Below are 25,291 nucleotides of genomic sequence, written 5' to 3'. Positions count from 1 at the left end.
TGGAAGAAAATCAGGAAGCTGCATCGAGAAATGCGAAGAAGAGGATGGGGGAGTAAGGAAATGCCGGGCATGCGCATGACAGCATGGCGGAGCTCCATGTCAACCTATGCCCAATATGCATTGCCGAACCGATGGTTTGACGAGATCGGTCTATGCAGTCTCTATACGATTTGCAAAGAACTTCACCCCCAACGGGGATAATCACTGGAGGAGCCGGATGCGATGACCCGCAAGTCCGGATCTGTGAGAGGCCTATGCGCATGCGCATAGGCCTACTCGATTTTTCTACGAATAACCTTCTTTCTGATCTTTGCACGAACGGTATCGGTTAGGTTTGCGATCCTCCATACGCGGACATGCTGATAAGACCAATCACATTCGGATAATCCGTTAAAGGAGGAACGCTACATGGTAGGCATTCATCCCGTGCATCGGCGTCTGGCCGAGCTAACGCTTAAAGCAAGAGCAATCGGAGGTTACCATATGCTGTCGCCGCTGGAGAAACGCGAGATGGAGCATTGCCTGAAGGTGAACTTCGATCTCGTATCCAATCTCGATTCGCTGAAGTCCGTCGCGTTCGTTGCGTATACGAGCGGAGATGCCGAGTGGCATCAGGAGCTGTGCGCCAAGATCGAGCAGATCGAATCGAAGCTGATATAAGAGGTCAATCAGAGTCAAAAGAAGAAGGTTTGCGCGTTAATGCCAGACAAGCAGAAAAAAACAGGACTGTTATACTCATCGTAGACGTTGTTTGATTTTCAATCCAATTACGATGAGAAGGTGGCGAATCGATGAAAAAATCTATGATTGCGGCTCAGCTATACACGCTCAGGGACTACTGCAAGGACGAGGCGGGACTCAGGGAATCTCTTCGGAAGGTGAAGGAAATTGGATACGAGGCGGTGCAGATGTCCGGCGTAGGTCCGATTGCTCCGGAAGTCGTGAAAGCGATTGCGGACGAATTCGGCCTGACGATCTGCGCGACGCATGTCGGTTACGACGCCCTGACGAACGACCTGGAAGCGACGATCGCAAAACATAAGCTTTGGAATTGTCGGTATGTCGGATTGGGAGCCATTCCGGAGTCGTTCCGGAACGCGGGAGGCGCGGGGTACGCCGAGTTTGCGGGCATTGCCAGCGAGATCGGCCGCAAGCTGAAGGAGCATGGACTGCAGTTTATTTACCACAATCATCATTTCGAATATACGAAGTTCGAAGGCAGAACCGGCATGGTTATCCTGCAAGGCGAAAGCGACAAGGACGCGGTCCACTTTGAGCTGGATATGTATTGGGTGCAAGCCGGCGGCGCGAATCCGGTGGAAGCGGTTCGGGAGGTCGACGGCCGCATGCGCGTCGTTCACCTGAAAGACATGGCGATCGTCGACAACAAACAAGTTTTCGCGGAGATCGGCGAAGGCAATCTGAACTTCCCGGCCATTATCAAAGCTTGCCGCGAGATCGGCGTGGAATGGTATGTCGTCGAACAGGACGTCTGCTTGCGCGATCCGTTCGAAAGCTTGGCCATCAGCTATCGGTACTTGAGCTCGCTGGCTGAGGAGTAAGCTATAATCGAAGTCATTTCTTATTTAACGGACCGATCGAATATCACGAAAAAAACCAGCCTGCCGAGCGCTATCAGCTCGTTGCAGACTGGTTTTTTAAAATTCTAAGAATCTATAAGTGTTGCACCTTATCCAGGCTTAGAATTCTCGGAATGAAACGCACTGCTCCGCCAAAGGACGGCGACAGTCGTTTCACCTTGGTTGTGCGGGCGGGACTGGATGCGAAGCGGTTCGCGGGAATTAGGGCGATGCCATCTCAGCCGCGAGCAAGGCGCAGCCTTACGATACGCGTTCCTTCCGCTCCGCGAACATCGTCAGTCCGATGAGCGTGACGAGGATGGTCGCGCCCATATCCGAAAGGATCGCGATCCAAAGCGTCAGCCAGCCCGGGATCGTGAGCAGCAGCGCGATCAGCTTGAGCCCGAGCGCGATCGCGATGTTCAGGCGGATGATCCGGCCGGCATGTCTCGCGATCTTCACGGCGTAAGGCAGCTTGCCGAGATGGTCCTGCATCAGCACGATGTCCGCCGTTTCCATGGCGCTGTCGGTACCCTTGCCCATCGCGATTCCGAGTCCCGCGGCGGCGAGAGCGGGCGCGTCGTTGACGCCGTCGCCGACCATCGCGACGCGTCCTTCTGCCGATAACGCGCGAATCGCCGTTACTTTATCCTCGGGCAGCAGGCCGCTCTTCGCTTCCGTCACGCCGACTTGCCGAGCTACTTTCTGCGCCGTTCGAGCGTGATCGCCGGTTAACATAACCGTCTTGCGGATTCCCAACCGATGAAGCGCAGCAATGACGGCAGGGCTTTCCTCGCGCACCTCGTCCTCGATGCCGAACAAGCCAAGCACATCCGTTTCGTCGGATACGATCACTAACGTGAGTCCGGCAGCCTTCAATGCTTCGATATCCTCGATTACTTCCTGCGGCAACGCCAGATGCGCCGCGCTTTTTTCGTTGCCCAGCCTGTAAGCGCGGCCTTCGATGACGGCCTCCATGCCGACGCCCGCGATGTTTTGGATGGATGCGGGCGCCGCGTCCACCCGGATCCCCCTTCGTTCGGTTTCCTTCAGCACCGCCTTCGCCAGCGGATGGCTCGAAGCGCCTTCGATCATGCCGGCGATACGGAATAGCCGGTCTTCGTCATATACCCGCGATTCCGTTACATGCGGTTCGCCCTTCGTCAAAGTCCCTGTTTTGTCGAAGGCGATCATGTCCAGCTTGCCAAGCTGCTCCAGATAGACGCCGCCTTTGACGAGGATTCCGTGCCTGGCCATCCGGGCGATGCCCGAAACGATCGCGATCGGCGAGGCCAGAATCAAGGCGCAAGGACATCCGACGATTAGGACGGATAACCCTTGGTACAGCCATATTTTCCACTCGCCGCCGAGCAGCAGGGGAGGAATCAAGATGACGAGCGCGGCGATGATCATGATGGCAGGCGTGTAATACCGCGCGAATTTGTTGATGAACAATTCCGTAGGCGTCTTCGTCTCCTGCGCTTCCTGCACGAGATGGAGAATGCGGGCGAGCGACGAATCTTCGTAAGCCTTCGTAATCCGCACGAGCAGCATGCCGTCTTGGTTCAAGCTGCCGCCGAATACCGGTTCGCCGATGCTTTTGTCAAGCGGCAGCGATTCGCCCGTAATGGCGGCTTCGTTTACGGAGCTGATGCCTTCGACCACGACGCCGTCGGAAGGGATTTGGACGCCGGGCTTAATCCGCACGATATCGCCTGCCGACAAGGCGCTGATCGGAACGATGGATTCGCGTCCGTCTTCGACCTTGAGCGCTTCCTTCGGAGCGGTCTTCAGCAGCGCGTCCATCGATCGCCGCGCCTTCTCCATGCCGAGTCCCTCGAGCCATTCGTTTAGTCCGAACAGGATGGCGACAAGCGTCGCTTCCTTCCACTCGCCGATCGCCACGGCGCCAATCAAGGCGACGGTCATCAGCGTATCCATCGTAAATTTCAGCTTCAGCAGATTGCGAAGACCCTTCATAAAGGTCGGGTATCCGCTAATCGCGGTCGCGGCCAAATAGAGCAGGATGGCGATAGGCGGCTCCGCCCAGCCGTCAACAAGCAGAGTGGAGGCGTAGAGGACGGCCGCCGCAAGTACCGGCTTCAGCTTCGCAAGACCGCCGCCATGGGAATGCTCATGCCCATGGTCATCCGCGTGCGTGTGACCATGGGTATCTGCATGCGTATGTCCATCTGGGCGTCTATGTGAATGCTCTTGTCCATTTCCATTCGCATGCCCATCGGGAATCGCAACCAATGACGCTCCATCCGACTTCAAAATACGGCGCACGGCGTCCAGCGATATATCCCCATTCACCTTCAGCTTGCCGGAATTGTAACTGAGCGTCGCGTCCTCACCATGATCAAGCTCCCTTATTTCCTGCTCGAGGCGCATGGCGCAGCCGCCGCAGGACATCCCCTTTACCTGATATTCTTTCACCCGCGTACACCTTCCTTCTGCGCTCAAACATATGAATACTTGTTCATATGATATTCCTCGATAACTTGTTTTGTCAACGGCGTCATTCGATTTTTCGTTTTTCTAGGCACACTTAACAACGCTTTAATCGGACTGTAATAAAATTGTGCGAATTTTCCTCCTGCCGCATGTGGAGGATGTCCTCATGTTATGGTACGCTAATTGTCATAAACCAAACGAGGTGAATGAAGAATGAGTGCACAGGCAAGACGCAATAAAAAAGCTTCGGGCTCCCGCAATTTCGTATTGTATACGGCTATTATCATCCTGATCGTCGTATTGCTCGTTGTCATCAACCAGGTTCAGAAGAAAAACGAAGGCGAAAACCGGGAATTGTCCGTCGCGCCGTCGACCGAATCCCAGCCTGTTCTTGGCGATGCGAACGCCAAAGTGTCGATCGTCGAATTCGGGGACTACATGTGCCCTTCCTGCAAACAATGGGGAGAGACGATCTGGCCGCAGCTTCAAAAAGATTACGTTGATACGGGCAAGGCGACGTTCTCTTATGTTAATGTCGATTTCCACAATCAGCCGTCCATTACCGGGGCAGTAGCGAGCGAATCGATCCTGCAATCGTACCCCGAGCAGTTCTGGGCATTCCACAAAGCGTTGTTCGACGCGCAGCCGACGACCAATCATGACAGTGCCTGGCTGACTGAAGATAAGGTCGTGGAAGTAGCCAAAGCGACCGTGCCGACTTTGGACGAGGCAGCCTTCCGGGCGAGTTTGACCGCTGAGGAGCCAACCAAACAATTCGAGCTGGACAAAGCGCTCTATCAGGAGTTTAAGGTGAACCAAACCCCTACCATCATGATTAACGAGACGCAAATCGCAAATCCGTTCGATTACGCGGCGATTAAAGCGGCAATCGAGCAGAACCTGGAATAGGGGTGGGCTTATGGCATTAAGGCGCAACGCGCTGTATCTCGCATGGCTGGTCGCCGTCGTCGCGACGCTGGGCAGTCTGTATTTTAGCGAAATCGAAGGTTATATTCCGTGCGATCTGTGCTGGTTCCAGCGCATATTGATGTATCCGCTGAGCGTGATCCTCGGCATCGCGGCGTTTTATAATGAACATACGATTCGCAAATACGTGCTGCCGCTCTCCATTGTCGGCATGGGCATATCGACGTTCCATTACATGATGGAGAAAATTCCAGGCTTCAAAGAGATCAGGCCGTGTACGCAGGGCGTTCCCTGCACGACGGAATGGATCAACTGGCTCGGATTTATTACGATTCCGTTCCTGGCGTTGACCGGATTTACGCTCATTACGATCTTGTTGTTCATCGCCAAGAAGGACGATAACGACTAAGAAGGCTGTTTGAAGAAGCAGAAGCATGGAATGGCCGCGGTTAATGCGGCCGTCCTGCTGCTGCTTCTTTTTTGTAGAGCGGAATAAAAGCGCAAGATTGCGAAATCGGCTTGGCCGACGTTCTGTGGTACAACTATGAGTATGAAGCGACCGAGAGGAAAGTGAATTTGCGATGGAAACCGTTACGCTGCCCGTGCCGAAAGCGTTCGACTTCGGGCAGCATTTGGCTTATTTGAAACGATCGAGCAACGAATGCCTATTCCGCGTGGAGGGCGACGCGGTGTACAAGGCCATGACCGACGGGCGATTCGCGGCCGTATGGAAAGTAAGCGAAGATGAATCGGGCGGTTTGAAGCTGGAGCGGTTGTCCGAACCAGTGCGGATCGAACGCGTACGGGCAGCGGGCTTGACTGAGCCGGTTTCGGGGCATGTTCATGCATTCGCGGAGCCGAAGACTGTGCTTGCGCCTTCCGCTCTCACCCCCTTGACCGCCGCGGCGGTCGCCTACACGCGCGAATGGTTCGATCTGGATCGCGACTTGACTCCGTTCTATGAGCTGGCGGAGGGGGATCCGCTGCTCAAGGAACCGGCTGCTCGCTTCCGCGGCCTTCGGCTGCTCGGCATTCCGGATTTGTTCGAGGCGCTCTGCTGGGGCATCATCGGCCAGCAGATCAACCTGGCGTTCGCCTATACGCTGAAGCGCAGACTGGTGGAGCGGTATGGCGAGTCTATCGAGCATGGGGGCGAATCGTATTGGCTATTCCCTTCACCGGAGACGATCGCGGAACTGACGATAGAGGAGCTCGATCCGCTGCGCATGACGGCCCGCAAGAGCGAATATTTGATCGACACGGCCGCGGCGGTCGCTTCGGGAGAACTAACGAAGGAGCACCTGCTGTCGGCAGGCGGGCTGAAGGAAGCGGAGCGTTTGCTGGTCAGCAGGCGGGGGATTGGCCCTTGGACGGCGCATTACGTCATCATGCGCTGCCTGCGTTTCCCGGACGCGTTCCCGATCGACGACGTTGGGCTGCACAACGCGATCAAATCGTTGACGGGGCTGGATCGCAAGCCGACGAAGGCGGAGCTTCTCGAGATGTCGGCTGGCTGGACCAGCTGGGAGGCGTACGCGACATTTTATTTGTGGAGGCTGCTCTATTGAGCGGCCTTTTCATTTTGCCGCGCCCGCCGCTGGCTATCTAACATTTAACAGGAAATCCTCCCTATAATTTCGAAGGCTACCTGAAAATTTCGAGGTAAACGGGAATTTCTCCAACTAATTGGTCGTTTTCGAGGGTCAAACCATCGTATCGATCAAATTAGCGGGAGACTTTCCTTCTAACCGGCATCGTCCAAGAGAAGGTGCAGATTAGTGGGAGTTTTTCCTTCTAATGGACGCCTCCGCTACGACTCTCTTACCTTCTTGTAGTACTGCATCGGCGACAATCCCACGTATTGCTTGAACACCTTGCTGAAATAATACGGATCCTCGAGGCCCGTCAAATACCCGATCTCGCCAAAACTCATATGCGTCGCCCGGATCAGCTCCTGCGCGTGCTGGATGCGAATTTTGTTCACGTAGCGCATAATCGTCTCGCCCGTATGCTCCTTGAAGACGCGGTTCAAGTAATCGTAGTTGGACTCGAACTCCCGCTCAATGAGCTCACTTGTGATTTTGCCGGTGTAATGCTGCTCGATGTAATCCAACAAGGCGTGCACCTTGGAGATGGCTTTGGATCCTTTGCCGCCTTCGTTGCGGAGCACATTCAGCAGGTAGTCGCGCGACAGCTCGATAAGAAACTCCGAGAACCGGAGCGCGGTCAAGCCGCGATTGTAATGTTTCCGGCGGTACAGGAGCAGAAGCTCGTTCATAGCGTGCATGAGCTGGTGAAAGCTGGTTTTGTCAGTGATGGAGCAATGTTTCGGCAAATAATGGAGCGGCTCCTCGCCCGGCTCCGCGGCTTCCTCGAGCACGTAGCTCCGGGCAAGCTCCGAGGGATCGATCTCTTTCGCCGTTGCCTTCAAGCCGGGATGCAGGAAGTGAAAATAGTAATAGTCGCAGGTTGCCTTTCGCGTCCCTTCATGATCCATGCCGGGCTCAAGCAGCAGCATGTCCCCGCGTTTCAACACGTATTCGATCCCGTTCTCCTTCATATGAAGCTCCCCGCTTTTGATCACGTAGAGAATATGCTCGTCCGAATGCCGGAAGAAGTGAATCCAAGGCGTCGCATACGAAACGAACCCCATCAGTATGATCTTCGGCACTCGTTCCACGTTCATCTCCAGCATGTCCGTCACATCCTTCCTCGTTTTGGAAAAGTCGGTATTATACAAAAAGCGTCATGATCCCACATTCCCGATTATTCTAGCACACTCTATACTGTGGATGAAACGGATACAACATTCAAGGAATGGATGGTGGCTATGGGAAAGCTGAAAATCGGCATCATCGGAATGGGCGGCATCGCCAATTATCATATTTGGGGCATCGAGAATAGTCCGGACGCGGAGCTGTACGCGATCTGCGACGTCAACGAAAAGGCGCTCGCCGAACGGGGAGAGACGCTAGGCATTCCGCCGGAGCGCCGTTATTCCCGTCATGAAGATATATTGGCCGACTCGGAGGTCGACGCGGTCATGATCGGCACACCGAACATGAACCACTTCGCGGTCGCGCTGGACGCGATCCGGTTCGGGAAGCCATTCGCACTCGAGAAGCCGATCGCGCTCGACACGAAAGAAGCTTTGGTTCTGCGCGAGGAGCTGGCGGGCAAGCCGGTGCCGCATATCGTCTGTTTCTCGTACCGGTACCGCGGCGCGGTTCGTTACGCGCGGGAGCTGATAGAGTCCGGCAAGTTGGGCGAGATTCGCCATGTCTACAGCCAGTACCTGCAAGGCTGGGCAATCTCCGAGGAAGTGCCGCTGTACTGGCGCTTTAGCAAAGAGCTGTCCGGATCCGGCGCGCTCGGCGACCTGGGCTCGCATATTCTGGATCTTCACCGCTTCTTGGTCGGGGAGACGACGAGCGTTGTCGGCCACGGCGACACGATCGTCCGCGAACGCGACAAGCTGGACGGCAGCGGCAAAGGTGAGGTCGACGTCGACGACTTCTGCCACGTGCTCGGCCGAATGGAGAACGGCATTTCGTCTTCGATGCAAATTTCCCGGTTCGCTTATGGCCGCGGCAATTACCAGCGGATCGAGGTATACGGCTCCAAAGGCTCGCTTGTCTATAACCTCGAAGCCGAGGATACGCTGGAGGCGAACTTCGAGGACGAAGAGGGAGACTTCCGCTTCCTGGACGTTCCGGAGTCGTACAAATCGGATCAGATGCAGGCGTTTTTCGACCTGTTAAAGGGCAAGGACGACGGGCTGAACGCGACGATCGAAGACGGGTACATCAACCAACGGACGATCGACGCGATCATCGAGTCGTTCTCGGAAGGCCGCTGGGTATCGGCGCAATGATACTTATTGAACATTATCGGGAGGGCTAACCAATGACAACGCTAAAAGTAACGGTATGGAACGAATACCGCCACGAAAGAAACAATGAGCATGTAGCGAGCATATATCCGAAGGGCATTCACAACGCGATCGGCGACCACTTGCTGAAAGCGGAGCACATCGAAGTCCGCACGGCGACGCTGGACGAGCCGGAGCACGGCTTGACGGACGAAGTGCTGGCGAACACGGACGTCCTGCTCTGGTGGGGACATCTGGCGCACGGCGAAGTGCGCGACGACATCGTGGAGAAGGTGCGGGATCGCGTGCTGGACGGCATGGGTCTGATCGTCCTTCACTCCGGCCACGCGTCCAAAATATTCGAGCGGATGCTCGGCACGAAGACCGGCACGCTCAAGTGGCGCGACGAAGGCGAGCGCGAGCGCGTCTGGGTCATTGAGACGGGCCATCCGATCGCGGAGGGGCTGGGCGACTATTTTGAAATTCCGAAGGAAGAAATGTACGGCGAGCGCTTCGAAATTCCGACTCCGGACGAGCTCGTGTTCATCTCCTGGTTCGAAGGCGGCGAAGTGTTCCGCAGCGGCTGCACCTATCGCAGGGGCAAAGGCAAAATCTTCTACTTCCGTCCGGGCCACGAAACGTTCCCGGTTTACCATCAGCCGGAAGTGCTGCAGGTCATTGGCAACGCTGTCCGTTGGGCCGCGCCGACGAATGGCGCATCGTCCAAGGCGGGACGTATGGAACCGATCGAGCCGATCGGCGTAGCGAAGTAAGCCGGTAGTGTTGAATCCGGGATAATGGTTAGCCTTGTTTGGACCGAACTTTTTGGTCCGAACAGGGCTTTTTTTCGCGATAGAATGTATAAGTTTTCGGTTATCTGATCGTCCTCCAAGGCAATGAGCCGCGCAAAACGCCTTTCGGAAAATATCAGTCTCTTTTTCGTTGTCTTCCAAATTTGCCAATCGTATACTAGTTTTTATGAGCCAAATGAACTAGATCGATAGAGTGGACCTAAATGAAGGAGGACATACATGACTGTATTAAAAAACTATAAACCGTTGGCAACCTACAGTCCGGCAATAAGCAAAACAATTTCAACAGCAGCATCACAGCAATCTTCATCGGCGTCAACAGCTAAAGCATCGACTCCGCAAAGAGCGCCAATCGCCGCTACATCAACACCTGCTCCGGCTCAAAAGCCCTCCGTGCAAACGACTGTACCCAAGCCCCAGGCACAATCGACTGTCGGAACCATCTATACCGCGAATAAGTCGATCATCAACCAGCCAACTCAAGCGGGAACGAAAGTAAATGTAAGCGCAAATACATTTACTCCTTCAAGCAAAGTTGGGGGTACAGCGGCATCAGCGAGCCAGAAATCGAATCCTGCCTCAAATACCCAATCTACTGCTAAACCGCCGACACCGAACGAACAAATATTAAAAGCCAAACAGGATTACGAGACCGCTCAAAAGGCAGGCGATAAATCCGCTATGGCCACCGCAAGCAAACTAGCGGAAGAAGCCAGGAAGAACGGAGGTACCATATCGTCGAACGTAACCTTAAGCGATACTAAGGTAATGGTGGCAAACGAACAAATCTTAAAAGCCAAACAGGATTACGAAATCGCACAGAAGGCAGGGAATTCGGCTGGGATGAGAACGGCTACGGCGGCGGCAGATGCCGCCCGCGCTAGTGGAGGGACGATTTCAAGCCAAGTGACACTGGATCAAGCTAAAACCATTGTTGCAAACGAACAAATCTACATAGCCAAAACGGACTACGCCGCCGCTCAGAAGGCAAGCGACTCCGCGGGGATGAAGGCGGCCGAACGGTTAGCGGAGCAAGCACGGAAGAATGGCGGGACGATATCCGCCGATGTTACACTGGAAGAAACGAAGCAGGCGCTTGGGCAATTAGGTAAGCTGCCCATGGATCATATCTCCGCATCCGATGAAGCATCGTTGATTGCCAAGGCCAAAGAAAACGAAAAAAAATTTGGCGTAAACACCCAATTGAATCAAATCGACAAGGCAATTGACGAACTGAACAAATCAATCGGAATAACGGGAACAACGTTGAACGAGCTGAAAGATAAAGTAAAGGATCTTAAGAAGCTTCGAGAAGAATATCAAGACGGTATTTTGGTTCTTGAAGAAGCCGGCCTCCGAATCGATCAACTTCAAGAGCAAACTGAGGAGATGATGAAAGAAATTGATAAACTCATGGCAAGCATGGGGATATCGAAAGAATCCGCAGCTCAGTTCAAACAACAATATCGAGAAGTTAGCGGTTTAGCTGAAGGTAAACGAGGCACGCTTCTTCAAGAAGCAATGTACGGCTTTTTCTCGGGGATGTACCATTCTGCTGTTGAGACAGCGGAGTTTGCCCTGTTTGCTTTCGAGAATCGCACGGAAGCGGGTAAACAAGTCATCAATGGCGTAAGCGGGACGATACAAGGGATCTGGGACGCGGTAAGCGATCCCAAGGCGACATATAAAGAAGCTCAGGCGGCATACGATGACTTTATGGAACTGAGCAAGGAAGACAAAGCGCGAGCTTTCGGACTGTTTTTATTCGAAATCAGCCCATCTGGTCGAACTAAGTTGTTTGTGCCCGACAAAGGTGGTGGTAACGGCTCGAGCGGTGGTGTAAGCGGGATTGGTGAGGGCGTAGGATTTAACCCAACCGCACCATCACTTCCAAAAGGCGGTAAGCCAAAAGGGGAATATGCACAAGAAAATGCTAGAGGTTATATAAAGCAAAATGAGTCCGCTGACTTGTTTGCAAATGAAGGCTATGATATTGAAATGATAGATGAACTGCCTAATGGAAATGGATATGGAATTGAACCACAAAGTAATCCTGACTTTATTATTGAAGGAAATGTTTTCGACCATTACGCACCGTTGAGTACTAAAAGTGCTAATGGGATAGCGACAGAGATAGCAAAAAAGACAAAAACTCAGGCGGAAAGAATTGTATTGAATTTGGATGACTTTACGGCGGAGCAAGTAAAAGAAGTGACTGAAAAAATTTTGGGCAAGGCTAATCCTAATGGGGACTTGAAACATTTACAAGAATTGTTTGTTGTAAGAGATGGTGAAATTAACTTACTCTACAGGAGGAAATAATATGCAACTGTCAATATATATTTCTTACTCTAACAATATTGAAGAGTTAGCGAAATTAGTGAGACAAATTTTTATGGAGATTTCGGAGGAGATTATTCTTCAGAATACAAATAACATTTATTATGTGAATCATGCAAATTTTGCGTTACGAATAGATTATGATGATAAGATTTCGGTAGATCATATTAATGAAGAAGCGAAAATCGATATTAATCACTGCATAGATGTTTCGGTTTTTGCCAAAACCCTTGATGTTGGGCTAAACACATTGTTTCGGTTTATCAACCGTTTAATGAGTTGTATTGATGGAGATATCGCATTTGATGATAGTGAATCAGGGGTCATACTTATCAGGTCTGGTGGAGATTTGTATGTAAACTCATCTTGGAAAGAAAATCCTGACATCTATAAATGGCCTTTTGAGTTAATCGATGGCTCTTTCAAGGAGACACTATTGTAATAATGAATGAATAATAGCCAACGACCCGTTCTTTTGAATGTGATTCAAGATACCGTTTATTGCAAAGTGAGTGGTTTCGTAATAAAGGAGGGAAATGAGGTGTTTTACACATTTTACTTATCGTCGAATATTCCTTTTGATGAATTGAAGAGGATTATTTCGGAATCAATAAGTAATGACGAGATAATTGAAAATTCCGAGAAGAGATACGAAATCTCGTCCGATGGCTTTAACCTAAGAACTAGGGAGGGAAGCGACGGGGTTAAGTTTAGAAGTGAAGATTACGGAATCAATTTTAGATTTGAATTCTGGTTTGATATCTATAGTTATCATACAGATTGGGCACGAGAGTTAATGGGTTTCATCGGAAGAATCATGCATCGCTTGGATGGTGACTGTCTTTTGGAATCCAATGGTGAAATACCGATATTACTTAAAAGAGACAATGTTGTTATCGTAGATGATAAAAAGTTGGCAGGAATCGAAAAGTTTCCTTTCCATGCGTTGAATTTGGACTATAAAGAAGAAGACATTAAGATTAATAGATAATAGTATGGGAACAACGGCAGTTATATTAACGAAAAAAGTTACTTATTCACATGAAAAGCTACTAAACGACATTAGCGTTGCAACAAATCACGCCGGAATTAATATGCATATTGATAATTACCAACACTTAACATTAGAAGGTGACTTTTCATATCGAACATTGAACATTAGCACTGACAAGGTATTATCCGAAGATTCTAGCCACTCATTATTAATGTACGTCCATTCTAACAGCAATCCAAGTATCGATTTTTATTATTATAATGATTTAGATCTAGACAATGAATTATCGTTAGTTCAAGTTGGTCACATAGAAGAAATTTTTGGAGTGCAACATCTGTTGCTAGATTTTGTTTACGAGTATTTGAAAGTTAATCAGAATGATTACTTATGGATAACAGATTATGATTGGGTATATGGATGTGAAGAAATTAGCAAATTAAAAATGATGTCTTCGTATGATGCAAATTGGTGCTACAAAAATCCCAAGGAAATGTGATTTCAATTTGAGAAGATAGGCGTGACGAAATAAGCGGGCATAGACGTATGCCGGAATAGGAAAAAGCCTTGCAACGCCCGATCGTATCGGGTTCATGCAAGGCTTTTTTTGTCCCGTGCTTACTTTCATCTGCTGCCTAGCGACAGCTTGTCCTCCAAATAACCGGATAACGCATCCAATGGATTCGCCGTCCGGATTCCTTCCATACTTATGACGCTTGCGGCATCCCGAGCGGCGGGAGCCATCGATAATTGCGCGGCTGCGATAAGCAAATCGGGATTTTCTTTGGCGATTCGAATGAAGCCGGCGGTCACCTCGCGGAGATAGTCTTCCTTCCTGCCCTGCATGATGAGCTCGAAGGTTCCCTCCAGCAGCCGGGCTTCCGCGCGAGCAGCTATTCCTTTGCCTGCCATCAATTGATTGAACCGCTTCATGGTCCCCTCGATCGTTTGGGGATTGGTGAATACCAAAACAACCGGCCTGTCCTGCTCCGTAAGCAGTTCGAACAACGGTGCATCGATCTTAATGACGGGAACCCGGGAAGCATGGAGATCATCGCGAAGGATGCCCGTAAAAAACGTACATGTGACCAAGATCGCATCAACATGGCAGCTTTCTATCCATTCCAGCGTGTCGAGCACCTTTTTCTCGGCGAACTGCATGGTGAAACCGGGATCTTTTTTCAGCCGGTCCAGCCCTGGGTCGACAAAATGGATAAGCTCGACATTAAATCCCTCCAACGCTCTATCGATAAGTTCAATATTGGAATGATGCGCGTGAAAACAACCGATCCTCTTCATGTATCGGTCTCCTGCTTCAATTTTTCCTTCATTGGATAAACGCGGCGATCATAGGAGCAGATCGGGGCGCAAACGCCGGGCTAACAGTCCGGTAGCCTCCTCGGGACGAATATCGCAAACGACGAGTTGCTCCCTCCCAAGGTCAGCGGCGCACAATCGCTCGCCTGACGGAGATATGACCGCCGTCCGGCTTCCTTGGTCGGGAAGCGCATAGTTGACGCTGGCGAAGAAGATCCGGTTTTCCTGACTCCGACACACCATCGCGTCATCATAAAAGGATGAAGAGGTCCGGCCGGTAAATTGCGGATGAAACACGATGCTGGCTTCGCGAAGCGCGGCCCACCGGACGGTCTCCGGATATCGCCAGCCTTCATGGCAGATCACGATGCCGAATTTCACGCCCTCAAGTTCGAACATTCGGCGCCCCGCTCCGGGCGTATAACCGAATTGGTCTTCATCCGGGTCGATTTGGTTTTTCGTTTGGTACCCGATGACCTGCCCTTCGGCCGAGATGACGAAAGCGACCAGATGCAAACCGAGTTCATCCTCCCATTCCATCGGCAAAATAACGGATATCCGGTGCCGCTTGGCGAGAACGGCGACCGCTTCAAGGGATTTTTTTATGCTTGGATGATCGTAAGCCTCGACTTCGTAACCTACGCCGCGGAGCCCGGGAATGATGGATTCCGGGAAACAAATAAGGTCGCAATGCTGCTTGGCCCCGTTCTCGATCATCTCCTTGACCGCAGCCATCCCGTCCTTCAGGTTTGATGGAAATCTGGTTTGAGCTAGTCCGATTCGCATGGTGATCCTCCTAGAGCGGATTAAGATGGATTTGACGCATAGTCAAATGATAACCGCAAGTCGATTATTTGTATAACGAAATGGTGAAAAGAGCCCGCACCGCTTGCCGCCGGTAACGGGTTTTTGCTTTTCCGCGTGAAGGCCTGCGACGAAGGGGGACAATCTTACGCCCCATCGTAATATCGGACACCAAGGCGCGGGGAGCGCCGCCGACTCGGTAATATTCGACACGACCATGAGAATGTAAACGGTTACCGATTGCCAGCTCGCAAGCGATAATCAGAGTGTAGCCAAATCGACATGCAATAGAGGGGAGCAATAGAGAATGAGCAATTTGAAAAAAACAGCGCTTGCGGTCATGGCGCTCGTGATGGTATTCGTCATGGCGGCATGCGCGGGAGGCAACGGCGGAAACAACGGCAACGCGGGTAACGGCGGCGCAAGCGATGGCGGGGCAAGCAATGGTGGGACCGACAAGCCGTCCGGCAAGAAGGTAACGATCGAGTACTGGCACACGTACAGCGACGCGGAAGAGATCGTGCTGACGGACAAGATCAAGCCGGCGTTCGAGGAAGCTTATCCGAACATCGAGCTGAAGCTGACGCGTATGCCGTACGAGGGCCTGAAGCAGCAAGTTATCGCGGGCGTTGCGGGCGACGCGGCTCCGGACTTGATGCGCATGGACATCGTGTGGGTGCCTGAATTCGCGGCGCAGAACGCGCTGATGGACGTAAGCAAGCTGGAAGGCTTCGAGGAGCTGAAAGGCAGCGTGTTCGAAGCGCCGATGGCGACGAACTACTACAACGAAGGTTACTATGGCGTGCCGGTCAACACGAATACGAAGGTTGCGATCTACAACAAAGCGACGCTCGCGGAAGCGGGTCTGACGGAAGCGCCGAAGACGATGGACGAGCTGGCGGCGGCGGCTCGGACGCTGAAGGATAAAGGCAAGTTCGGCATCGGCGTATCCGGCATCCACGCATGGGGTCTCGGCCCTTGGTTCTGGAGTCTCGGCGGTTCCATCACGAACGAAGACTACACGCAAGTCGACGGTTACCTGAACAGCGACGCGAGTGTGAAGGCGCTGCAGACGATCGTGGATTGGAACAACGAAGGCCTCGTTCTTCCGGTTATGCTTGGCGGCGAGCCTGGGACATGGGACGGCATCATCAGCGGCGACTATCTGATGAGCGACGACGGCCCTTGGTTCTACAGCACGAAGATCGCGGAGAAGGAAGCGACGGGCTTCGATCCGCTGGAGCAGACGGTTAGAGCGGTCATGCCGGCTGGCGACGGCGGCAGCCGTTCCGTCATCGGCGGCGAGAACCTGGTCATGTTCGCGAACTCCAAACATCCGGAAGAAGCGTGGACGTTCGCGAAGTGGATGCTGACGGAAGAGCCGCAGAAGATCATGGCGGAGACGGGCCTCATTCCTTCCAATAAAACGGCTGCCGAAGCCATGAAGACTATGAACATTCCGTTCGTGGATACGTACGTCGAGCAGCTCGCAACGGCGCTGCCGCGTACGCCGATCCCGCAATGGGGCGAAGTGGAAGCGATTTTCAACCTGGCATTCGAGAAAGCGATCCGCGGCGAGCAAGAGCCGAAGGCCGCGCTGGACGAAGCCGTGAAGCAGATCGACGCGATTTTGAAATAAAGACGGTATCCGATAGAAGGAAGGGCGGCTGCGCCGGGCGGCGCCCAGGCGAAGAACCCTTCCTCCCTTACGGTCGACGCGCGTCGGCCGATTCCCTATTTGCAGAAAGGAGGCCTCGAGGCTCATGAAATTCAAGTCAGGGCTGCGGCAATGGGCGGCTGTGCTGCCCTACGTGGCGATCGGCTTCATCGGCATTGCCGTATTCGTCATTTATCCGATGATCCGAAACATCATGATCAGCTTCCAGGATTACAGCATCATGCCGAACGCGGAGAACCCGTGGGTCGGCTTCGACAACTATACGAAAGTATTCGAGGATCCGAACGACCGGTTTCTTATCGCGCTTCGCAATACGTTTCTGAACGTGCTCGGTACCGTGCCGATCAACTGGTTTCTCGCGATCTTCTTCGCGGTGCTGATCAATGCCAAATTCGTCAAATTCAAGATTGCGTTCCGGACGGTCTATTATTTGCCGATCGTGACTTCGTGGATCATTATCGCACTCTTGTTCAAATATTTGTTCGCCGACGGCGACGGAGGTTTCATCAACTATATCCTCCACAAGCAGCTGGGTATCCTTAACGAGCCGATCGCTTGGCGCAGCAATTACTGGTCCGCCATGGTCATGATTTGGCTGTTCCATATTTGGAAGACGGTCGGCTGGGGCGTCGTCATCTATCTGGCCGCGCTGCAAGGCATCCCGAAAGACCTGTACGAAGCGGCGGAGATCGACGGCGCGAACGCGAACCAGAGGTTCTGGCGGGTAACCATTCCTCTGCTGAAGCCGATCACGTTGTTCATCGTCATTAATCTCATCAACGGGGCATTCGGTTTCTTCCCGCAAGTGTACTTTATTACGCAAGGCGGCCCGATGAACCAAACGCATGTCATCCCGAGCTTGATCTACATCGAAGCGTTCCAGAACCTGAAGTTCGGACCGGCTTCCGCCATGGGCGTCATGATGGGTCTCTTGGTATTCGTCCTGACCTACACGCAGATGAAAAAAATCGGAAGACAAAAAATGTTCTAAGGAGAAGCGCACATGAAAACATCGTTTATCAACAAGTTCGTCGTTTACGCGATCATCATAGCGGGCGCTCTTCTGTTCGTCTTCCCGTTCATCTACATGATCCTGACGACGTTCTTCCAAGGCACGAACACGCTGCCGAAGCCGGATCAGGTGTTCTCGGTCAAGGCCAACTTCGCCAACTACGTCACGGTATGGAACAAAAACAATTTCGTCGGCTACTTCATGAACAGCGTCATCGTAACCTCGGTCGCGATGGTGGGGTCGCTGTTCCTCGGAGCGCTGACGGCCTACGGCTTCGCCAGATTTGACTTCCCGGGCAAGGAGCTCGTCTTTCGGATCTTCCTCTTGACGATGTTTATTCCGGGCGTCATCAACATCATCCCGCAGTTCGTCATCATCAAAGACATGGGGCTGGTGAACTCGTACAGCGGCTTATGGCTCGTTTATATCGCGGGCGGCGTCATCGGCAACGTGTTCTTCCTGCGAGGTTTCTTCGAGAGCATTCCGAAGGAACTGGAGGAATCCGTCCTGATCGACGGCGGCGGAAGCTGGCGCATCTTCTGGAACATTTACCTGCCGCAGTCGCTGCCCGCGCTCGGCACGCTGGCCATCTTTATTTTCCAAGGGACGTGGGAGGAATACTTCCTGGCGCTGACGCTCATCAAGAGCGAGGCGATGCGGACGCTGCCGATCGCGATCCTCATGTTCAACGACAAATATTCGACCAACTACGGTCAAGTGTTCGCGGCATCCATGATCGCGCTGCTGCCGGTCATCCTGCTCTACGTGACGTTCCAGAAGAAGTTCGTGCAATCGGGCTTCAATGAGGGCGGCGTGAAGGGGTAGAGCTAATCCACGAAAAAGGAGCACGATATGAAATCTCAAGCATCCCGCATGAAAACGGCGGCGATCGGAGCCGGCGTTCTGGTCGTTACCGCGCTGATCGGAGGCTGCGCTCGTGATCAAGCGGCGATCGATCCGCAAGAGGCGGGCGACGCCGACCTGCTGTCGTATGTGACAACGGATAAGGCCAGATACAATCCCGGAGACCCGGTTCGCTTTACGCTCAAGATGAACGAATCGGCGGGGGGCGGCGACCTCGTCGTCCGCTACAAGCATTTGGACGAGATCGTGGAAGAGAAGGCGATCGAGTGGGACGGATCACCCGAAGTCAATTGGGAGTGGCAGCCGTCCGAAGACGACTACCGGGGATACATGACGGAAATTTTCTTGAAGCAAGACAAGGAAATCGTCGACCATGCGAACATCGCAGTCGACGTATCCTCCGATTGGGGCAAGTTCCCGAGGTACGGTTATCTTGCCGACTTTATGGCGATGGAAGCTTCCGAGCAGGAGGCGGTCATGGAGCGGTTGAGCCGGTATCGGATCAACGGCATCCAATTCTACGACTGGCAATGGAAACACCATATGCCGATGAAGCTGGAAGGCGAAGCACCGGCGAAGACATGGCCGGAGATCGCAAACCGCCCGGTTGCTTACGATACGGTTAGCGGTTATATCGATCTCGCACACGAACGCAACATGAAGGCGATGAACTACAACCTTCTCTTCGGCGCGTTCGAGGATTCGGAGCAGGACGGCGTCAAGCGGGAATGGGGCCTGTTCAAGGACCCGCTGCTGAAGAACCAAGACAAACATCCGCTGCCGGACAGCTGGGCGAGCGATATTATGCTGCTTAACCCGGCGAACGAAGAATGGCAGAGCTACTTGTTCCGCGAAGAGAAGAAAGTGTTCGACCGCCTGCCGTTCGACGGCTGGCATGTCGATCAGCTCGGAGACCGCGGCATCCTGTACGACGCGAACGCCGATAAGGTGAATCTGCCGGATGCCTACGAATCGTTCATGAACAAGGCGAAAGAAACAATCGACGTCGATTACGTCATGAACGCCGTAGGACAATTCGGGCAAGCGAATATCGCGAAGACGCCCGTGAAATTCCTGTACACCGAAGTATGGGACGCGCATCCGCAATATCGCAATCTGAAAGAAATAACGGATCAGAACCTGAAATACAGCAAAGGCGCGCTGAACACCGTGTTCGCGGCTTACATGAACTACGACCACGCGAATTCCGCGGGCGAATTCAACATGCCGGGCGTTCTGCTGACGGATGCCGTCATGTTCGCTTCCGGCGCCTCTCATCTGGAGCTTGGCGAGAACATGCTGGCGAAGGAATATTTTCCGAACCGCAATCTGAGGATGACCGAGGAGCTGCAGGTCGCGCTGATCGCTTATTACGACTTCCTGACGGCTTACCAGAACCTGCTTCGCGACGGAACCGTCGACAAGGAACTGGAGGTCGCCGGGACCGAAGCCGCGGAGCTGTCCGACCTGCCGGAGCGCGGCAAGGTTTGGAGCTTCACTAAGGAAGCGCAGGGCCGCGCGGTGCTGCATCTGATCAACTTCACGGACGCGAAGGGAATGGAATGGCGGGATGACCGCGCGGATCAAACGGAGCCGAAGGAAATCAAGGACGTGAAGCTGACGGTTCGGATGGACGGCAAAGTGAAGAAGGCATGGGTCGCGTCGCCGGATTATTACGGCGGATCGCCGGTCGCGCTGGACTTCGAGCAGAAGAACGGCGAGCTTACGCTGACGCTGCCGCATTTGAAGTATTGGAACATGGTTGTTCTGGAATATTAATGCAATTAAAGGCGCCCTGCGGGGGCGTCTTTGCGCCGTTGGAAAGCAAGTTCGGCCCGCTCAGTGTATACTAGACGACAGAAAGGGAGGAGAAGCATGTCCGATAAACTTCGAATGCGGTTTCGCATGTCGTTTACGACTAAAATGATCGTGGCATTCGTTCTCGTTATCTTAATTCCGACGCTGTTCACAAGCTTCTCCTTCTATGTCGTGTCGAATTCTACGGTGAAACAAAATGTACGGGAGGCTTCCATACAGATCGCCAAGCAAGGCGCGGATTCGTTATCGTTTATATTCAACGCGGGAAGCGACGTGTCCGACATGATCTATATCGATCCGAGAGTTCAGCACGTCATCGCGAACCAACCCGCGAGCGGAGCGGATTTGCTCCTGTGGCGGGAGAACGAGGAATATATGAAAAGTTTCCTGAACAACATCGTCTATTCCAGCTCTTTCGTCAATATCGTGTACGTCCTGAAGGATCACGAAACGGGCTGGGGAAGCGGCACGTTCTCACGGATCAAGCTTGCCCGCTATTTCGTGGAAGAGAAGCCTTGGGCCCAAGAGGCGGAGAAGCTGGAAGGCGGACTGGTCTGGAACGAAATTCGCGCGGACCAGCTAAGCAGCGGCGGTGACACCACGGAACTGGTGCTGCCGATCGGCAGGGCGATCAAAGATTATGACAGCGGGGAAACGGTTGGTTATATTCTCGTTAATTTGAACGGGCGGAAGGTCATCGATAAGATCGACGAGATGAAGCTCGGAAAGACGGGAAGTTTTATGGTCGTCAACGGCGAGGGGCGGATTATGGTCGCTTCCGATACCGAAAGCATCGGGCAAATCGTTCGAAACGAGGAGCTTCTGGCCCATGTGACGGGCAATCCCTATATCGAATTCGAATTCAAGCGCGACGAGGTGCCCTATTACGGGGTGAAGCAGACGCTAAGCAACGGCTGGCTGCTCGTCGGCACGGTGCCGGTTCACGAAATCACGGATCGCCTAAGCGCGCTGCACCGCAATATTTTGTTTTCGTTCGGCATCTTTACGTTACTTGGCATCGGCATGGGACTTATTATCGCAAGCAGGGTTACGCAGCCCGTCAAGCAGCTGACCCGGGGCATGAAGCAGGTGCAGAAGGGCGATTTGACGGTCCGTACGGATGTGAACACGAATGATGAATTCGGGCTCATGAGCCATCAATTCAACAAAATGATCGGCGACATCAATCTTCTGATGGAGCAGGTAACGGAAGAACAGCGGCTGAAGCAGGAGGCGGAGCTGAGGGCGGCCGTTCACCGGATCAATCCCCATTTCCTATTCAACACGCTAGGCACGATCCGCTGGTTGATCAAATACGGACAATCCGAGCGGGCGTACGAAGGCATTTCCGCACTGACCAGGCTGCTCGAGGCCAATATGGGGCGGAAAGGGAACTTCATCACCATCGCAGAAGAACTCGACATTATCGAAAAATATTTGGTTATTCTGGAGATGCGCTATAGCCGGCGATTTACGCTTCATGTCCGCAAGGATGAAGAAGCGGCGAAGCTGCTTGTGCCGAGAATGCTTATTCAGCCGCTCGTGGAAAACGCGATATTCCACGGCATCGTGCCAAAGGGCAGCGACGGGGAGATCGTTATCGAGGTTGCGCGGGAAGGCGAAGCGACGATCATTACGGTATTCGATGACGGCATCGGTCTGTTGCCCGGCAAGGAAAAGGTGCTGGAGTCGGTCGAAAGGGCGGTCAAAGACGGCGAAGCGGGTATCGGCCTGCAGCATGTATACGAATGCACGAGACTTTATTTCGACCGGGAATCGGGCGTGTCGATTCATTCGCGGGAGGAAGGCGGCACGCTGGCACGAATCTTGTTGATACCAAAGGAGGATGCCTATGTGGCGGGCAATCATCGTGGACGATGAGCCGATAATTCGATTCGGCATCAAGGCGTCCGTCGACTGGAGCAAGGAGGGCGTCGAGCTTGTGGCGGACTGCGCGAACGGAGCGGAAGCGCTGCAACTGCTCGAGAAGGAGCCGGTAGATCTGCTTATTACCGATATCAAGATGCCGGTACTGGATGGTCTTGCCCTATCGAAGCGGGTGCTTGAGCTGTATCCGGAAACCAAGGTTGTATTGGTGAGCAGCCATAACGATTTCGAATATGTCAGGGAGGGCTTGAAGCTTGGCGTTACGGATTATATTCTGAAGCATACGCTTGAGCCGGAAGAGCTTCAGCAGGTGGTCAGGCGCTGCTTGGTTATGCTGGAGAAGGAAGCGCGAAAGAAAGGGCAGCGTGTCGATCAGGTGGGCAACGGCGAGGAGATGCTGCAGCTTCGCAAGCGCTGCGAAGGCGAACTGAAGCTGCTGTTGCTGCAAAAAGAAGGAAAGCCGCAGGGCGATGTGTTTCCGGCTTGGCTGGATCACGGTTATTTGGGACTTGCAATCGTGTTGAACCGTGTGTCATTGATCGAGGAGCAACAGGGTTACTTGTTTAAATCCGTGGTGCTGGAACAGCTGGCGGAAGCGCTGTACGGGGAAGAACAAGAGGGGATCGCGGTGCAGACCGCGGAGCATGAGCTCTTTTTCCTGCTGCCCGCGCCCCAGTCCCGGGAGGAGCAAGCGAGCCGGCTGCGGAAGCTGAAGGCGAAGATGGAGGAGGAAAGCGGGGCAAGCGTGACGATCGGTTTCGCGCGAGGGGAGGAGACGGCCGGAATTCGCGAAGCTTACTCGTGCAGCAGACTGGCTTCGGATCGAGGTTTTTTTGTTGGAAGCGGCATTTATGGCTACGAGTCGTCCGATGCGGTTCGGCGCGATGGGCTTCGTCTGCCTTCTTCGTATCAGTCGCTGGAGGGCGCGGACGACGAGCGGCTGGCTGCGCTGCTCACAGAGTGGCGCATCGACTGGTCGCATGGCGGCTGTTCGCCGCTATCGTTGAAGGAAGAGGCTAGCAAGGTGCTGTCGATGATGTTCAAGCAACAGGTCGATCCTTACGCGCTCGTTGAATCGTTCGACCGGCTGTTCAAAACGGAGACGCTCGGGGAGTTGTGCGAGGTGCTGCAGACCAGCATCGTCGAGCTTCGCAAGGCGTGCTCGGACAGCTTTGACGCCCAAAGCTCCTACCATCCGATCGACAAGGCGCTCGACTATATAAGAGGACATTATCTCGAATCGATGACGCTGCAACAGGTGGCGGATTACGTACATGTCAGCAAAAACTATTTTTCGATCCTGTTCAAGAAGATTACGGGGCAAAACTTTATCGATTACGTCATCACGCTGCGCGTTCAGCGGGCGAAGGAGCTGCTTGGCGGCACGGAATTGAAGGTGTACGAGGTGGCGGAGCGGTCCGGATTTAACGACGTCAAATATTTCAGCAAGCTGTTCAAAAAGATGACCGGGCATTCGCCCGTCGAGTACCGGGAGCGCCGGCTTCCCCCGGCGTCTGCCGTACAGCCGCGGAGAGGGGGAGAACGGCAATGAAGCGGGCCGCGCTCCGTTGTTTGGCGTTGGCCGTCTTGCTCACGACGCTCTCCGGTTGCTTGGGCAACTCGATTATCGACGATCCGAATACGGTGAAGCGGATCGGAGAGGAACCGCAGAAGAGAATCGTCATCTGGCATACGTACAGCGACGAAGAAACGCTATTGTTCGAGAAGGAGATCATACCGGCGTTCGAGGCCGAGCATCCCGACATCGTGATCGAGTCCGTCAGGCAAACGCATAACCGGGAATACCATGCCGCGCTGCTCGCCCGCGCTTCGGCCGGCAAGACACCAGACATTATCCGAATGGACTACACTTGGATTCCGGTTTTCGCGCAGAGAGGGCTGCTGCATCCAATCGAGTCGATGCCGGGTTTCGATACCGTATCGGAGCAGCTCCGCGGCAGAATGCTGGACACGAACCGCCACGAGGGTCATGTATACGGCTTGCCGCTTAACATAACGACGAAGGCCGCGATCTACAATACCAGGCTTCTCGACAAAATGGGAATGCAAGAGCCGCCTTCTTCCTTCGCGGAGCTCGCGAGACTGGCGCGTGAAAACGGATATACGCTCGGGATGACCGGCATCGATCTGTGGAACAGTCTCCCGTACTTTTTCGCGAATGGCGGGCAGCTTGCGGACGAGGCGTTTACGCGGACGGAAGGGTATTTCAATAGCGACCGGAGCGTCGCGGCAGCGGAAGAGCTCCTCCGGCTGTTCCGGGATGGCATCATCAATCCTTCGCTGCTTGCAGGTAACGCGGATCTTTGGCGTGAGGTTTACGCGTCCCAGAAACTTCTGATGATGGACGAAGGACCCTGGTATTACAGCATCCTGCTCAACAGCGCCGGCGTGGACGTCAATCTGCTGCAGCGGACGAGGCCCGTGCCATTCCCGAGCGGCGGGGATTACAGGTCGATCATCGGCGGCGAGAATCTGGTCATGACGAAAGGCACGAGAAACAAGCCGGAGGCATGGATCTTCATGAGCTGGATGACCCGTAAGGAGACGCAGTTAAAGCTACTGGAGGCCGGGCTTATTCCCGTCAATACGGATGCGTTCGAAGAAGGAGGCAAGGCGAAAGGAACCGTCAGCCTCTACCTGGCGCCGTATATGGAGAGCATCCATGACGCCTTCTACCGTCCGTCGATTCCGCAGTGGAATGAGATCGAGCGGATTTACAATTCGGCCATGGAGGACATTTTCATCCGGGGAGAAAACATTAAGGAAACGTTGGACGATGCGGCGCGGAAGATGGACGTTCTGCTTGAGGCCGCAGAGCGCAGCTGAACAATGGGATAGGGCTGATTCGAAAGCGCGGCGCCTTTCGAGCAGGCCTTCTTTCCTATTTTTTATCGGCTTTTCCCAACACTTGA

General features: G+C 53.4%; 22 protein-coding genes and 1 pseudogene. 19 read left to right on the top strand and 4 right to left on the bottom strand.

What is annotated here, in order from left to right; translation table 11 throughout:
* From RB620_RS10190 to RB620_RS10180, 3 genes and pseudogenes are all read left to right on the top strand, one after another.
* Positions 1–201: pseudogene (locus tag RB620_RS10190) on the top strand (group II intron reverse transcriptase/maturase); the annotation flags it as partial.
* A 207-nt stretch (positions 202–408) separates the two neighbouring features.
* Entirely contained in the window at positions 409–660 is a 252-nt protein-coding gene (locus RB620_RS10185; protein ID WP_308093986.1) for a DUF7667 family protein, read from the top strand.
* Positions 661–791: 131 nt separating this feature from the next.
* Positions 792–1,562: a sugar phosphate isomerase/epimerase family protein gene (locus RB620_RS10180; protein ID WP_308093984.1), complete on the top strand. Its 771-nt coding sequence runs from the start codon at positions 792–794 to the stop codon at positions 1,560–1,562.
* A gap of 279 nt (positions 1,563–1,841) precedes the next feature.
* On the opposite strand, the gene RB620_RS10175 is transcribed toward RB620_RS10180, so the two are convergent.
* Entirely contained in the window at positions 1,842–4,019 is a 2,178-nt protein-coding gene (locus RB620_RS10175) for a heavy metal translocating P-type ATPase (RefSeq protein WP_308093983.1), read from the bottom strand.
* A gap of 231 nt (positions 4,020–4,250) precedes the next feature.
* Between RB620_RS10175 and RB620_RS10170 the strand changes: the two genes are divergently transcribed.
* From RB620_RS10170 to RB620_RS10160, 3 genes are all read left to right on the top strand, one after another.
* The gene (locus tag RB620_RS10170; protein ID WP_308093981.1) at positions 4,251–4,946 is read left to right on the top strand and encodes a DsbA family protein; all 696 of its coding nucleotides are present in this window, start codon (positions 4,251–4,253) and stop codon (positions 4,944–4,946) included.
* Positions 4,947–4,956: 10 nt separating this feature from the next.
* The gene (locus tag RB620_RS10165; protein ID WP_308093979.1) at positions 4,957–5,373 is read left to right on the top strand and encodes a disulfide oxidoreductase; all 417 of its coding nucleotides are present in this window, start codon (positions 4,957–4,959) and stop codon (positions 5,371–5,373) included.
* Positions 5,374–5,545: 172 nt separating this feature from the next.
* Positions 5,546–6,532, top strand: coding sequence for a DNA-3-methyladenine glycosylase family protein (locus RB620_RS10160; RefSeq protein ID WP_308093978.1), 987 nt, complete (start codon positions 5,546–5,548; stop codon positions 6,530–6,532).
* A 242-nt stretch (positions 6,533–6,774) separates the two neighbouring features.
* Here RB620_RS10160 and RB620_RS10155 read toward each other — a convergent pair whose 3' ends face one another.
* Positions 6,775–7,659: an AraC family transcriptional regulator gene (locus RB620_RS10155; protein WP_308093977.1), complete on the bottom strand. Its 885-nt coding sequence runs from the start codon at positions 7,657–7,659 to the stop codon at positions 6,775–6,777.
* A gap of 135 nt (positions 7,660–7,794) precedes the next feature.
* Here RB620_RS10155 and RB620_RS10150 point away from each other — a divergent pair, with 135 nt between their 5' ends.
* The 6 genes from RB620_RS10150 (at position 7,795) to RB620_RS10125 (ending at position 13,477) form a co-directional block, all read left to right on the top strand.
* A complete protein-coding gene (locus tag RB620_RS10150; protein WP_308093976.1) occupies positions 7,795–8,838 on the top strand; it encodes a Gfo/Idh/MocA family protein in 1,044 nt (347 codons plus the stop codon).
* A gap of 32 nt (positions 8,839–8,870) precedes the next feature.
* A complete protein-coding gene (locus RB620_RS10145; RefSeq protein ID WP_308093974.1) occupies positions 8,871–9,608 on the top strand; it encodes a ThuA domain-containing protein in 738 nt (245 codons plus the stop codon).
* A 258-nt stretch (positions 9,609–9,866) separates the two neighbouring features.
* Positions 9,867–11,969 carry a CdiA C-terminal domain-containing protein gene (locus RB620_RS10140; RefSeq protein WP_308093973.1) on the top strand — a complete coding sequence of 701 codons (2,103 nt, stop codon included), beginning with the start codon at positions 9,867–9,869 and terminating at the stop codon, positions 11,967–11,969.
* Position 11,970: 1 nt separating this feature from the next.
* Positions 11,971–12,429: a hypothetical protein gene (locus RB620_RS10135; RefSeq protein WP_308093971.1), complete on the top strand. Its 459-nt coding sequence runs from the start codon at positions 11,971–11,973 to the stop codon at positions 12,427–12,429.
* A gap of 99 nt (positions 12,430–12,528) precedes the next feature.
* Positions 12,529–12,978, top strand: coding sequence for a SitI3 family protein (locus RB620_RS10130; protein ID WP_308093970.1), 450 nt, complete (start codon positions 12,529–12,531; stop codon positions 12,976–12,978).
* Positions 12,979–12,982: 4 nt separating this feature from the next.
* Positions 12,983–13,477, top strand: a complete 495-nt coding sequence (locus tag RB620_RS10125) for a hypothetical protein (protein ID WP_308093969.1) — start codon at positions 12,983–12,985, stop codon at positions 13,475–13,477.
* A gap of 125 nt (positions 13,478–13,602) precedes the next feature.
* On the opposite strand, the gene RB620_RS10120 is transcribed toward RB620_RS10125, so the two are convergent.
* Together RB620_RS10120 and RB620_RS10115 are read right to left on the bottom strand one after the other, a co-directional pair.
* A complete protein-coding gene (locus tag RB620_RS10120) occupies positions 13,603–14,277 on the bottom strand; it encodes a hypothetical protein (protein WP_308093967.1) in 675 nt (224 codons plus the stop codon).
* A gap of 48 nt (positions 14,278–14,325) precedes the next feature.
* Positions 14,326–15,081, bottom strand: coding sequence for a carbon-nitrogen hydrolase family protein (locus RB620_RS10115; RefSeq protein WP_308093966.1), 756 nt, complete (start codon positions 15,079–15,081; stop codon positions 14,326–14,328).
* Positions 15,082–15,406: 325 nt separating this feature from the next.
* Here RB620_RS10115 and RB620_RS10110 point away from each other — a divergent pair, with 325 nt between their 5' ends.
* From RB620_RS10110 to RB620_RS10080, 7 genes are all read left to right on the top strand, one after another.
* Positions 15,407–16,738, top strand: coding sequence for an extracellular solute-binding protein (locus RB620_RS10110; RefSeq protein ID WP_308093965.1), 1,332 nt, complete (start codon positions 15,407–15,409; stop codon positions 16,736–16,738).
* Between the two features lie 124 nt (positions 16,739–16,862).
* On the top strand, positions 16,863–17,768 hold the full coding sequence (locus RB620_RS10105; protein WP_308093964.1) for a carbohydrate ABC transporter permease: 906 nt from the start codon (positions 16,863–16,865) through the stop codon (positions 17,766–17,768).
* A gap of 12 nt (positions 17,769–17,780) precedes the next feature.
* Positions 17,781–18,614 (top strand): carbohydrate ABC transporter permease, encoded by an 834-nt coding sequence (locus RB620_RS10100; RefSeq protein ID WP_308093962.1) that lies wholly within the window; start codon positions 17,781–17,783, stop codon positions 18,612–18,614.
* Between the two features lie 27 nt (positions 18,615–18,641).
* Positions 18,642–20,432, top strand: coding sequence for a glycoside hydrolase family 66 protein (locus RB620_RS10095; RefSeq protein ID WP_308093961.1), 1,791 nt, complete (start codon positions 18,642–18,644; stop codon positions 20,430–20,432).
* Positions 20,433–20,528: 96 nt separating this feature from the next.
* Positions 20,529–22,352, top strand: coding sequence for a cache domain-containing sensor histidine kinase (locus RB620_RS10090; RefSeq protein ID WP_308093959.1), 1,824 nt, complete (start codon positions 20,529–20,531; stop codon positions 22,350–22,352).
* Entirely contained in the window at positions 22,324–23,910 is a 1,587-nt protein-coding gene (locus tag RB620_RS10085; protein ID WP_308093957.1) for a response regulator transcription factor, read from the top strand. Before RB620_RS10090 ends, RB620_RS10085 begins: the two co-directional genes overlap by 29 nt.
* Positions 23,907–25,205, top strand: coding sequence for an extracellular solute-binding protein (locus RB620_RS10080; protein ID WP_308093955.1), 1,299 nt, complete (start codon positions 23,907–23,909; stop codon positions 25,203–25,205). The genes RB620_RS10085 and RB620_RS10080 overlap by 4 nt, the downstream gene beginning before the upstream one ends.
* Positions 25,206–25,291 lie beyond the last annotated feature (86 nt).

The organism is Paenibacillus sp. LHD-117 (genome assembly GCF_030929555.1).
Lineage (GTDB): Bacteria > Bacillota > Bacilli > Paenibacillales > Paenibacillaceae > Pristimantibacillus.
This window is presented reverse-complemented; position numbering and strand designations above follow the sequence as displayed.